Raw genomic sequence first — 11697 nt, 5'->3', positions numbered from 1 at the left:
AGAGCAGCATGGCCCGGGGAATCGCGTTTCTGGCCGTGGCTGCGGCGCCGCTCCTGAGCATGATACCGGTTCCGGCGGCAGCGCAAAGCCCGTCGCAATGGCGTGACATAACGCCGCGCGCAGGTCTCGCGGGCTGGCACACGGCCGGTGGCAAGGCTGGGTTCGAAGTGGCGAACGGCGAGCTCGTCGGGCGTGCCGCGCCGGGGAAGGCGAACAGCTGGCTGGTCTCCGACGCGCAATATGGCGACTTCATCCTCGAATTCGACGCCAGGACCGATCAGGTGCTCAATTCCGGCGTGATGATCCGGGGCCAGAGCCGGCCCGATTATCGGGACGGCGTCGTCCACGGCTATCAGGCCGAGATCGATCCGTCGCCGCGCGGCTGGAGCGCGGGCATCTATGACGAGCAGCGCCGCCAGTGGCTCTACACGCTCGGCCGCAACGAGGCCGCGCGGCGCGCCTTCCGTTCCGGCGACTGGAATCACTATCGGGTCGAGGCGATCGGCAATCGCCTGCGCACCTTCATCAACGGCGTGCCGGCGGCGGACATCGCCGACGATACCGATGCGCGCGGCTTCATCGCCTTCCAGGTCCACGCCATTTCCGACGCGGAGGCGAGCCGGCAGCCCGAAGTGCGTTTCCGCAACGTCCGGATCGTCACCGACGCGCCGGCCCGCTTCGCATCGCGGGCGACGCCGCTGGAGCAGCAGGGCTGGCTGGCCAACCGGCTGACCGACGCCGAGCGGCGCGCCGGCTGGAAATTGCTGTGGGACGGCAAGACGACCAGCGGCTGGCGCAGCGCCAAGGCGGCGGACTTTCCCAAGAAGGGCTGGTCGATCCGCGACGGGATCCTGTCGGTCGACGGCGCGAACGGAGCCGAATCGACCAATGGCGGCGACATCATCACGACGCGCGACTATCGGAATTTCGAGCTGTCGGTCGATTTCCGGCTGACGCCCGGCGCCAATAGCGGGATCAAATATTTCGTCGACCCGAATTTGCTGAAGGGCGAAGGTTCGGCGATCGGGCTGGAGTTCCAGCTGCTCGACGATGCGCGCCATCCCGATGCCAAGATGGGCCGCGACGGCAATCGCACGCTCGGTTCGCTCTACGATCTGATCACTGCGCGCAACCTGTCCGATCCGGACAGCCCGAACAAAAGGTTCAACCCGCCCGGCGAATGGAACCGCGCCGTCATCGTCGTGCGCGGCCGGCATGTCGAACATTGGCTGAACGGCTTCAAGGTGGTCGAGTACGAGCGGGGATCGCCCGAATTCCGTGCGCTGGTCGCTGAGAGCAAATATGCGAAATGGCCGAATTTCGGCGAAGGGGAAGCGGGTCCGATCCTGTTGCAGGACCATGGCAACCACGTCGATTTCCGCTCGATCAAGCTGCGCGAATTGTGAAGGGACCGGAATCGATGCTGGACCGGCGGACGATGATCAAGGGCGCGGGCGCGACATTGGGCCTGGGGATCAGCGCGCGGAGCTATGCGCAGATCAGGGGCGCCAACGATCGCCTGCGCGTGGCGGTGGTCGGCGTGAACGGGCGCGGGCAGGCGCATATGAGCGCGTTCACCAAGCTGCCGAACGTCGCCGTCACGCATCTGGTCGACGTCGATTCGCAGATATTGGCGAAGCGCGCGGGCGAATTCACCGCCAAGGGAAATCCCGCGCCGGAGACGGTGCACGACTATCGCCGGATGCTCGAGAGCAAGTCGATCGACGTGGTGACCGTCGCCACGCCGGACCATTGGCATGCCAAGCTGGCGATCGATGCGATGGACGCCGGCAAGCACGTCTATCTGGAGAAGCCGATCGGGATGGTGCCGGCCGAGGGCGAAGCGCTCATCGCCGTGCAGGCGCGCACGAAGCGCAATCTGCAGGTGGGCAACCAGCAGCGATCGAGCCAGGAAACGCGCCAGCTCGCCGACCTCATCCGCGCCGGGGAACTGGGCGAAGTGTACGAGGCGCAGACCTGGTACGCGAACAACCGCGTCTCGATCGGCCACGGACAGGAGATCGCCCCGCCGGCGCATCTCGACTGGGATCTGTGGCAGGGGCCACGCCCGCGCGGGCCTTACCGCTCGAACCTCGTGCCCTATAACTGGCACTGGTTCTGGAAGTACGGGACCGGCGAGACCTGCAACAACGCGATGCACGAGCTCGACGTGGCGCGCTGGCTGATGGGCCTCACTTATCCCAAGACCGTCTCGGCGCGCGGAGCGAGGCGATTCTATCGCGGCGACGACTGGGAAATGTACGACACGCTCGCGCTCGACCTCGTCTATGCCGACGGCCGCACGATCCGGTGGGACGGGAACAGCTGCAACGGCATCGAGCGCTATGGCCGCGGCCGCGGCGTGCTGTTCCTGGGCACCAAAGGGTCGGCGATCGTCGATCGCAACGGGTTCGAGCTGTTCGATCTGGCGGGCAAGCCGATCCGGAAGGTCGTCGCGGCGGCCAGCTCCGAAACCACCGGGACGGTCGGCGAGGGCGCACTCGACGTCTATCATGCCGGCAATCTGGTCGACGTGATCCGCGGCCGGGCGAAAGCGCTCGCCTCGCCGATCCGCGAAGGGCATATCAGCACGACGCTCTGTCATCTGGGAAACATCGCCTATCGTACCGGCGCGGTGCTGACCCTGGACGAAGCGAGCGGCAGGCCGTCGAGCCCCGAGGGGATGAAATTGTGGTCGGCCGATTATGAACCTGGCTGGGAGGTGAAGGCCTGACGCTCGCCGCGATCCCGACGCATGTCGAGCGCTTCGTCGCAATGGGTACCCGAGTCGAGCTCCACGGATTCGGCGCGCTCGGTGACGACGCGATGACGGACGCGCGGCGCGCGATCGAGGCTGTCGACGACGCGCTCACCATTCACCGCCCCTCGGCGACGACCGCGCTCAACGAATGCCTGATGGCCGGCAGGGAAGCGGCGGTGGACGATCCTCTGCTGTTCGACGCGCTGGTCGAGATCGAGGCGGCCCATGCGGCGACGCAGGGGCTGTTCGATCCCGCGGCCGATGCCCGTCACGGTGCGGCGGGATGGCATGCGATTTCGTTCGATCGCGAGAATGCGCGCGTCCGGGCCTCGCAGCCCGTCGCGCTCGACTTCGGCGGGTTCGGCAAGGGTTTCGCGCTGGACCGGGCACGCACGCTGTTGCGGAGCGCGTGTGTCCCGTCGGCCCTGCTGTCCGCAGGCGAGAGCTCGATCGCGGTGGTCGGCGAACATCCGCTTGGCGGGGGATGGACGTTTTCCCTCCCGCACCCGCTGCTGCCCGGCCGCGTCCTCGTCGAACTCGAGCTGAGCGACGAGGCCCTCTCGATTTCGTCCACTGTCGGCGCGGGCGCGGACGCGCCGGATCGCGCGCCGATGATCCGGCCGACCGACGGGGCGATCGTCACCGGCATGCGCACGGCGATTGCGGTGGATCGCAGCGGTGCGAAGGCGGAAGTGATGAGCACTGCGTTGCTCGTCGCCGACGATGCGCAGGCGGCCCGCTTGCGGGAGGAGCGGGCGCGCCGCTTCCTGTTTGATTTTACGCGTGAGGGCGGCGATGCCCGATCGCCAGTTGGGACCGTTACAGAATGATCGACAAGGATTTCGACCTCACGCGGCGCTCGTTCCTCGACCATGTGGTCAAGGCATCGGCGGGAATCGCTGCAGCCGCGCCCTGGGCGGCTTTTGCCGCCGGTGCGGAACCGGCGCAGACCGATCGCGTGCGGCTCGGCGTGATCGGTACGGGGGATCGCGGCCGGACGCTGATCCGGAACCTCCTGAAGACCCGCAACTGCGTCGTCGCGGCGCTTTGCGACGATTACGAACCGCATCTGGCGCGGGGCCGTGCGCTGGTCGATGCGGGTATTCCGGCCTTTGCCGATCATCGCGCGATGCTGGATGCCGGCGGGCTCGACGCGGTGGTCATCGCGACGCCGCTCCATGTCCATGCGCGTCACGCCCTCGACGCGTTCGACGCCGGGCTGCACGTGTGGTGCGAGAAGGCGATGGCGCGGACGATCGCCGATTGCGGCGCGATGGTGAAACGCGCGCAGGACAGCCGCAAGGTGCTTCAGATCGGGCATCAACGGATGTTCAACCCGACCTATCTGAACGCGCTCCGCCGAGTGAAGGCCGGCGAGATCGGCACGATCACCCAGATCCGCGCGAGCTGGCATCGCAACACCAGCTGGCGCCGCCCGGTCCCCGCCGACAGCACCGACCGCAGGCTCAACTGGCGATTGTATCGCGAGAGCTCGGCGGGGCTGATGACCGAGCTCGCCACCCACCAGCTCCAGGTCGCCAACTGGTTCCTCGACGCCGCGCCCACCCGCGTGATCGGATCGGGAAGCATCTGCTTCTGGAAGGACGGGCGCGAGGTCTATGACCATGCCGCTCTGGTCTATGACTATACCGACGGCAGGAAGCTGGTCTGGAGCTCCTTGCTCAACAACGCCCGCTACGGGTGCGAGGAGCAGATCCAGGGGAACAAGGGCACGATCGAACCTGAGCTGGGCCGGATCTTCAAGGAGAACCCGCCCGGCGTGCCCGCGCTTCGCAAGATGGCGCAGGACGTGAAGGAGGGCCGCAAGCGCCCCGTGCCGATCGGCGGCGCGACATGGTTTCCCGAATTGCCGGTGACCACGCCCGGGGAGTCGCTCGGCTGGGGCGAATATGACGAGACGATGCTGCAGTTCGAAGCGTTCGGCGAGGCGGTGCGCAGCGGGACGCCGGTTCCAGGCCTGCTGCGCCAGGCCTATTATGCGAGCGTGGCCTCGCTGATGGGCGAGCAGGCGATGGATAGCGGCAGGCCCGTCGATTGGCCGTCGTCGCTCGTCAATGTCTGAGGCAGGACCGGAGGCGGCGCATAGCCGCCTCCGGTAGCCAATACGGGACGCGTCAGGCGAAGATCGCCTCGAGATCCGCCGGCGCCACGCCTTCCTTGACGTTGCGCAGTTCGACATAGATGCACGACTGCACCGTCACCATCACCATGCTGCCCAATGCGCTGATCACCGAGGTGACCAGTGCAGTGACGATGATCGAGCCGCTCGCGGCGACTGCGACGGACAGGATGCCCGCCGGAATGCTGAGCAGCCACAGCCCGACGACGACCAGCAGCATCGTCAGGAAGATCCGCCAGCGCGCGCCGCGGGTGAGATCGAGGCTGCGCCCGAAAGCTTCGAACACGCCGACCTTTTCCTGAACATATACCGGCACCACCACGGACCAGCAGAGCCACAGGATGATGCCCGGAACGATCAACAGCAGCATCGCGAAGCCGACGCCCAACGACAGCAGGATGCCGATCCCGATCATCGGCAGGATCATCGCCAGGCCGACGGACAGGCACTGCGCGAAAGTCGGCTTCTCACCGGAAAGATGCAGAACGGTAGCGCGGGTGAGCGCCGCCTGGAGCACGGCGCCGGTGACGACGGCGACGATCCAGCCGGCAAAGATCGGCCCGAGATAGGCCGGGCTGAAGATCGTGCCGAGATCGGGCTGACCCGTCGCGAAATTGACGTTGACGCTAGCCTGCCACGCATTCAGCGCAAAGGCGGGTATGCCCGCCAGGATCAGCGCCAGCCCGGCGAACAGCGCAAGATTGGAACCGATCGTCGCGATCGATCGCGAGATGACGCTGGCGATTTCGTACTGCCCTTCTCCGACCTCGGCCATAATTCCCCCTGTTCCGGCGATCGAACTCGCCGTTCGGCAAAGTGAACCGAAACTATGGCCCAAGTCCAGCCTGAATGGCTTTTCAGGCCCGGGAGGATCGGTTAGCCTCCGCATCGTGGGGGCAGTCACTGCAATGGCGGAAGGGTCCGCGTCGGAATCGATCGCGGCGGCGCATGCGAAGCTGCGTGCGCGAACCGACATCCAGTTCGAGCTGCCCGCGACCCAGCCCGCCGAGATACCCCCCTGGCTGCGCTGGCTCGGGCGGGTGCTCGAGCCGCTCGGCCCGCATATGACCTGGATCTTCTGGACGTTGGTCGCATTGGGCGCGGCGACGATCCTGTGGCTCATCGTGCGGAGCCTGCTGCACAAGCGCGGCCAGGCGGATGCGCACGCCGCGCCCGAAAGCGAAGTCGCCCTTTGGCGTCCCGAAGAGAAAGTGGCGCGCGCATTGCTCGCCGAAGCGGACGCCATGGCTGCCGAGGAACGCTACGAGGAAGCGGCGCGGCTGCTGCTGCATCGCGGCCTGGAGGACATTGCCCGCAATCGTCCGCGGCTGCTGCGCCCCGCACTGACTAGTCGCGAGATCGGCGCGATGGCGGGACTGCCCGAGCGCGTCCGCGCCGCTTTCGTGGCGCTCGCCATGCCGGTCGAGCGGAGCCTGTTCGGCGGGCGCAGCCTCGCGCGCAGCGATTGGGAGGAAGCCCGCGCGGCCTATGGCGCGTTCGCGCTGCCGGGATCGTGGAAATGAGCGGCGCATCGGCCCCGGCCTTCACGATGCGCGCGGTGCTCATTCTCGTCGCAATGGCGATCGTCGGCTTCGTCTCGTTCCTGCTGCTGTTCGCTTATGCCGACGAATTGCGGCCCGCGCAGAATGGCGGCACGCACGCACTCTCGACTTCGGCGGTCGGGTTCGCCGGGCTGGCCGATCTGGTCAAGCAGACGCGGGGCAATGTGCGCATGGTGCGACGCGAGGCCGATCTGGGGGACGATGTCCTGCTGGTGCTGACTCCGGGCCCGGGGACCAAGCCGGCGGCGATCAAGGCCATCCTCGATCGTCGCGAAGGGGAAGGCGTGCCGACGCTGGTGATCCTGCCCAAATGGATCGCCGTCCCGCTTCCCGGCAAGCCCAATTGGGTGCGCACCACCGGCGTCATTCCCGGGAGCATGGCGGCGCTGCCGCTCTCGGAAGTGAGAGAAGTGACGGTGGGTTCGCCTCCAGGAGAGGCCCTGCGCACGATCTCGGGCGCCGGCCTCGAAACGATCTACGCCGCGCCGGACGGCGCCGCGCTCGCGGCCACCGTCGAGGACAGCTTGCTCACGATCGTCGCGGACCCCGATCTGTTCGACAATCAGGGGCTCGCCACGCGCGAAGGCGCCGAGCGGGCTATGGATATCCTCGACGAAATCGGCGCGGGCGGCGGGGTCGCCTTCGATCTCACGCTCCACGGCTTCGGCCGCAATCCCAATCTGCTCAAGCTCGCATTCGAAGCGCCGTTCCTGCCGCTCACCTTGTGCGTGCTGGTCGCGGCGTTGCTCGCCGGCTGGCACGCGATGCTGCGCTTCGGGCCCACCGCCTTGCCGAAACGCGGCGTGGCGTTCGGCAAGGGCGCGCTCGCCGACAACGGCGCGGCCCTGCTCCGCCTCGCGCGACGTCGCCACCGCACCGGCGCGCGCTATGCGGCGCTGATGCGCGAGACGGCCGCCGCGAGCACCGGCGCGCCGGCCGGGCTGAGCGGCGACGCGCTCGACCGCTATCTCGATCGGCTCGATCCCGACGGCGAGCCCTTTTCGCACATGGCGGCCCGCGCCGCCGACGCCCCAGACACGCGTCGCCTGCTCGATGCAGCGCGCGATCTCTATCAGTGGAAGAGGACCGTGACGCGTGAACATCGATGAAGTGAAGGCGCTCGGCCAGGCGATCCGCAGCGAAGTGGGCAAGGGCGTGGTCGGCCTCGACGATGCCGTCGAGCTGATGCTCGTCGCATTGTTCGCCTCGGGCCACATCCTGCTCGAAGGCCCGCCGGGGACCGCCAAGACCTTCCTCGCGCAATGCTTCGCCCGCGCCGCCGGGCTCGATTACGGCCGCATCCAGTTCACGCCGGACCTGCTGCCGGGCGACATCCTCGGCTCGAACCTGTTCAACTTCCAGACCTCGTCCTTCACGCTCACCCGGGGGCCGATCTTCACCGAGCTGCTGCTCGCCGACGAGATCAACCGCACGCCGCCCAAGACGCAGGCGGCCTTGCTCGAGGCGATGCAGGAGCGCACCGTCACGATCGACGGCGTCGACCATCGGCTGAGCGATCGCTTCATGGTCGTCGCCACGCAGAACCCGATCGAGAATCAGGGCGTCTATCCGCTTCCCGAGGCGCAGCTCGATCGCTTCCTGTTCAAATATGTCGTCGGCTACCCCTCGGACGAGGAGGAACGGCGGATGGTCGCGGCGATGGGCAATCGCTTCGGCACGCCCCACCCCGAGGATTGGGGCGTGACGCGTGTCGCCGATGCCGCGACGATCCGCGCCGCCGCCGACGCCGTCTCGGTCAATCGCCTCGCCGACGAAATCGTCGATTATGTCGTTCGCCTCGTCCGCGCGACGCGCAATACCGGCGATCTCCAGCTCGGCGCATCGCCGCGCGCCGCCGCGACGCTCGCCGCAGCCGCGCGTGCCTATGCCGCGCTCGACGGCCGCGACTTCGTGCTGCCCGACGACGTGAAACGTCTCGCGCCGGCGGCACTGCGGCACCGCGTTTTGCTGTCTCCCGCGGCGGAGATCGACGGGCGCTCGGTCGACGCCGTGGTCGCGGCGCTCGTCGAGCAGGTCGAGGCGCCGCGTTGATACGCCCCACGCGGCGAAGCGTGCTGCTGCTGGCGGCCGGCGCGCCGCTGGCATTGCTGCTGGGCGTGATCGTTCCGCATTTGTGGTTCATCGGGCTGGTCTGGGTGCCGCTTGCGCTCACTTTGATCGGGCTCGATGCGCTGTTCGTTCCGGCGTCGCCCGATTTTCAGCTCCAGTTTCCGGGCGCCGTCGAGATCGGTGCGCCATTGGTCGTCGAGATCACGGTCGATCGCAGCGGGGATTCGCCGCTCGCGCTCGAGTTCGCGATCGCCACCGGGCCGCGTCTCGTCCCGCTCGCCGATGATCGCGTCCGCCTCGGCCCCGACGAGCGGACTGCCCTGATCGCCTTCACCCCCGTCCGGCGGGGATCGGACGGACTTCGGCAATTATGGCTGCGCTGGACCGGGCCGCTCGGACTCGTCTGGCGCCAGCGTGTCGAAACGCTCGGTCGCAATGTGGTGATCACGCCCGACATCCGGCCGGTGCGCGCTGCGGCGGCGATGCTGCTGCGTGACGCGCAGGTGGGCGAGATGGTGCGGATCGACCGCGGCGAGGGGAGCGAGTTCGACGCACTGGCCGAGTGGCGCTCGGGCATGGAGCGGCGCACGATCGACTGGAACCAGAGCGCCCGCCATCTCAAACTGCTCGCCCGCGAGAATCGCATCGAGCGCAATAACCAGGTGGTGTTCGCGATCGATGCGGGCCGGGCGATGTGCGAACCGGTGGCCGGGCTTCCGCGGATCGATCGCGCGATCAGCGCGGCTTTGCTCGCGGCCTATTCGGCGCTCAAGCTCGGCGATCGGGTGGGGCTGTTCGGGTTCGATTCCAAGCCGCGTATCACCTCGGGCACGGTTTCGGGAACGCGCGCCTTTCCGCTGATGCAGCGGCTCGCGGGCGAGCTCGACTACAGCACCGCCGAGACCAACTTCACGCTGGCGCTGGCGACGCTCGCGGGCGATCTGACGCGGCGCTCGCTCGTGATCGTCTTCACCGAATTCACCGATCAGGCGGGTGCCGAGATGATGATCCGCGCGGCCGCGAGCCTGATGAAGCGGCATCTCGTGCTGTTCGTGGTCCTCGAGGACGCCGAGCTGGAGGGAATCGCCGCGGCCGAGCCGCACGAGATCGACGATGTGTCGCGCGCAGTGGCCGCCGCGGCGATGCTTCGCGAGCGCAGGATCGTGGTGTCGCGCCTGCGCCACCTCGGCATCCATGTGCTCGAGGCGGCACACGACGCCGTCGGGCCGGCACTGGTGCGCCAGTATCTCGACTTCAAGCGAAGGAATTTGCTGTGAGCGCGTCGGACCTGAGCAGCGGCCGTTTTCGCGCCGCGCGCGAGCACGACTGGGATCGGCTCGAGGCGCTGATCGACCGAGTCGAGCGGGGTCGGGCGCCTTTGCTCAGCGATGAGGATCTGTTTGAGCTTCCTGTTCTCTATCGCGCGACATTGTCGTCGCTCTCGGTCGCGCGCGAAACGTCGCTCGATGCCAATCTCGTCGCCTATCTCGAATCGCTCGCGACGCGCGCGTATTTCATCCTCTACGGCGTCCAGCCGCCCTTGTGGCACCGGATCAGCGGGTTCTTCGCGCACGCCTGGCCCAAAGCGATCCGCGCGATCGGGCGCGAGACGCTGGTGGCGGTGCTGCTGATGCTCGTCGGCGCGCTTGCCGCCTATCTGATGGTGATCCGCGATCCGGCCTGGTTCTACGCGATCGTGCCCGAGGATCTGGCGGGCGGGCGCGGCCCCCAGGCCTCGCCCGACGAACTGCGCGCGGTCCTCTATCATTCGGAGGGGCCGCTCGCCTTGTTCGCGGCGATGCTGTTCACCCACAATGCGCAGATCTCGCTGATGTGCTTCGCACTGGGCTTCGCGTTCGGCGTGCCGACGGTGCTGCTGCTGCTCTACAATGGCTGCATCCTCGGCGCCTTCCTCGCGATCCACGTGTCCAAGGGGCTCGGTCTCCAGGCCGTGGCCTGGCTCTCGATCCACGGCACGACCGAATTGTTCGCGATCGCGCTCGCCGGCGCCGCGGGGCTTCACATCGGCATGGCGGTGGCCTTTCCCGGCCGGGCATCACGCGGCGACGCCGCGGTCTCCGCGGGCCGCACCGCGGCGATCGCGATGCTCGGCGTGGTGGTGATGCTGGGCGTCGCCGGCATGCTCGAGGGCGTCGGCCGGCAGGTGGTGCAGAATGACGCCGCCCGCGCCGCGATCGGTGGCGTGGCCCTGCTCGGCTGGCTCCTCTATTTCTACCTCATGCCGGTTCGCGAGGACCTGGATGGCTGATCGCCACGCCCCCGCCGCCCGGAGCGACCTGCGCGAATTCGTGACGCCCGAAGGCGTCGACCTGGGCCTCCATCTCGGCAGCGTCGGCGAACGCGCCGGGGCTTTCGTGCTCGACTTGCTGATCATCGGCGGCGTGTTGCTGGCGTTCACGCTCGTCGCGATCTTCATGCTCATCGGCGCCGCGAGCAGCGGGCCGGTCGCGCTCCAGGCAGTCGCGGCGATCTGGCTGCTCGGCTTCTTCGTGCTGCGCAATTTCTATTTCACTGCGTTCGAGCTCGGCACGCGATCGGCGACGATCGGCAAGCGAGTCATGAAGCTGCGCGTGGTCGCGCGCGACGGGCGGCGGCTTTCCGGGCACGCGGTCGTCGCGCGCAATGCCATGCGCGAGCTCGAATTCTTCCTGCCGCTTTCCTTCCTCGCCTACGAGAGCAGCCAGGGCCTCGCGGATTTCGCGATGTCGGCCGCGGGGCTGTTGTGGAGCGGCGGATTCCTGCTGTTTCCGTTGTTCAATCGCGATCACATGCGCGTCGGCGATCTGATCGCCGGAACCTGGGTGGTGCGCCTCCCGCGGCGGCAGCTCGGCGCCAGCGTGGTCGGTCACGAGGCGCTCGATCGCTATGCGTTCACCGACCAGCAGCTCGTGGCCTATGGCGAATTCGAGCTCCAGAAACTCGAGGAAGTGCTGCGCCGGCAGGACGAGCTCGCGATGATCGTCGTCGCGCGCACGATCCGGACGCGGATCGGCTGGATCGGCCCCGATGGCGACGAACTGGCGTTCCTGCGCGCTTATTATGCCGCACTCTGCACGCGGCTCGAGCGCGGCATGCTGTTCGGCAAACGGCGGCGCGACAAGCACGAGGCTGCGTAGGGCCGCATCGACATTCAACCGCGAAAC

At 67.8% G+C, this 11697-nt stretch carries 11 protein-coding genes; 10 read left to right on the top strand and 1 reads right to left on the bottom strand.

From position 1 onward, the window contains the following. Positions 1–8 precede the first annotated feature (8 nt). The 4 genes from BR78_RS0113740 to BR78_RS0113725 are packed head-to-tail and all read left to right on the top strand — an operon-like array spanning position 9 to position 4844. Positions 9–1406: a 3-keto-disaccharide hydrolase gene (locus tag BR78_RS0113740; RefSeq protein ID WP_231478262.1), complete on the top strand. Its 1398-nt coding sequence runs from the start codon at positions 9–11 to the stop codon at positions 1404–1406. A gap of 14 nt (positions 1407–1420) precedes the next feature. Next, positions 1421–2734, top strand: coding sequence for a Gfo/Idh/MocA family protein (locus tag BR78_RS0113735; protein WP_029936761.1), 1314 nt, complete (start codon positions 1421–1423; stop codon positions 2732–2734). A gap of 41 nt (positions 2735–2775) precedes the next feature. Further along, complete coding sequence (locus BR78_RS0113730) at positions 2776–3591, top strand: FAD:protein FMN transferase (protein ID WP_051683339.1); 816 nt, start codon at positions 2776–2778, stop codon at positions 3589–3591. Then, positions 3588–4844, top strand: a complete 1257-nt coding sequence (locus tag BR78_RS0113725) for a Gfo/Idh/MocA family protein (protein ID WP_029936759.1) — start codon at positions 3588–3590, stop codon at positions 4842–4844. The genes BR78_RS0113730 and BR78_RS0113725 overlap by 4 nt, the downstream gene beginning before the upstream one ends. 52 nt (positions 4845–4896) lie before the next feature. Here BR78_RS0113725 and BR78_RS0113720 read toward each other — a convergent pair whose 3' ends face one another. Further along, entirely contained in the window at positions 4897–5676 is a 780-nt protein-coding gene (locus BR78_RS0113720; RefSeq protein ID WP_051683338.1) for a hypothetical protein, read from the bottom strand. 133 nt (positions 5677–5809) lie between these two features. Between BR78_RS0113720 and BR78_RS0113715 the strand changes: the two genes are divergently transcribed. The 6 genes from BR78_RS0113715 to BR78_RS0113690 are packed head-to-tail and all read left to right on the top strand — an operon-like array spanning position 5810 to position 11670. Then, on the top strand, positions 5810–6424 hold the full coding sequence (locus tag BR78_RS0113715) for a hypothetical protein (RefSeq protein ID WP_029936757.1): 615 nt from the start codon (positions 5810–5812) through the stop codon (positions 6422–6424). Then, the gene (locus BR78_RS0113710) at positions 6421–7572 is read left to right on the top strand and encodes a DUF4350 domain-containing protein (RefSeq protein ID WP_029936756.1); all 1152 of its coding nucleotides are present in this window, start codon (positions 6421–6423) and stop codon (positions 7570–7572) included. Before BR78_RS0113715 ends, BR78_RS0113710 begins: the two co-directional genes overlap by 4 nt. Then, positions 7559–8515 carry an AAA family ATPase gene (locus tag BR78_RS0113705; RefSeq protein ID WP_029936755.1) on the top strand — a complete coding sequence of 319 codons (957 nt, stop codon included), beginning with the start codon at positions 7559–7561 and terminating at the stop codon, positions 8513–8515. The genes BR78_RS0113710 and BR78_RS0113705 overlap by 14 nt, the downstream gene beginning before the upstream one ends. After that, the gene (locus BR78_RS0113700) at positions 8512–9810 is read left to right on the top strand and encodes a DUF58 domain-containing protein (protein WP_029936754.1); all 1299 of its coding nucleotides are present in this window, start codon (positions 8512–8514) and stop codon (positions 9808–9810) included. Before BR78_RS0113705 ends, BR78_RS0113700 begins: the two co-directional genes overlap by 4 nt. Beyond that, positions 9807–10802 carry a stage II sporulation protein M gene (locus tag BR78_RS22380; protein ID WP_029936753.1) on the top strand — a complete coding sequence of 332 codons (996 nt, stop codon included), beginning with the start codon at positions 9807–9809 and terminating at the stop codon, positions 10800–10802. The genes BR78_RS0113700 and BR78_RS22380 overlap by 4 nt, the downstream gene beginning before the upstream one ends. After that, the gene (locus tag BR78_RS0113690; protein ID WP_037566722.1) at positions 10795–11670 is read left to right on the top strand and encodes an RDD family protein; all 876 of its coding nucleotides are present in this window, start codon (positions 10795–10797) and stop codon (positions 11668–11670) included. The genes BR78_RS22380 and BR78_RS0113690 overlap by 8 nt, the downstream gene beginning before the upstream one ends. Positions 11671–11697: the final 27 nt, after the last annotated feature.

Origin of the sequence: Sphingomonas sp. UNC305MFCol5.2, assembly GCF_000712135.1 — a bacterium.
Lineage (GTDB): Bacteria > Pseudomonadota > Alphaproteobacteria > Sphingomonadales > Sphingomonadaceae > Sphingomonas.
This window is presented reverse-complemented; position numbering and strand designations above follow the sequence as displayed.

Excerpts from the sequence above, each read along its gene's own strand:
- BR78_RS0113710 (WP_029936756.1), top strand. The coding sequence starts at position 6,421 with ATGAGCGGCGCATCGGCCCCGGCCTTCACGATGCGCGCGGTGCTCATT.
- BR78_RS0113730 (WP_051683339.1), top strand. The coding sequence starts at position 2,776 with ATGGGTACCCGAGTCGAGCTCCACGGATTCGGCGCGCTCGGTGACGAC.
- BR78_RS0113720 (WP_051683338.1), bottom strand. The coding sequence starts at position 5,676 with ATGGCCGAGGTCGGAGAAGGGCAGTACGAAATCGCCAGCGTCATCTCG.
- BR78_RS0113725 (WP_029936759.1), top strand. The coding sequence starts at position 3,588 with ATGATCGACAAGGATTTCGACCTCACGCGGCGCTCGTTCCTCGACCAT.
- BR78_RS0113715 (WP_029936757.1), top strand. The coding sequence starts at position 5,810 with ATGGCGGAAGGGTCCGCGTCGGAATCGATCGCGGCGGCGCATGCGAAG.
- BR78_RS0113690 (WP_037566722.1), top strand. The coding sequence starts at position 10,795 with ATGGCTGATCGCCACGCCCCCGCCGCCCGGAGCGACCTGCGCGAATTC.
- BR78_RS0113740 (WP_231478262.1), top strand. The coding sequence starts at position 9 with ATGGCCCGGGGAATCGCGTTTCTGGCCGTGGCTGCGGCGCCGCTCCTG.
- BR78_RS0113735 (WP_029936761.1), top strand. The coding sequence starts at position 1,421 with ATGCTGGACCGGCGGACGATGATCAAGGGCGCGGGCGCGACATTGGGC.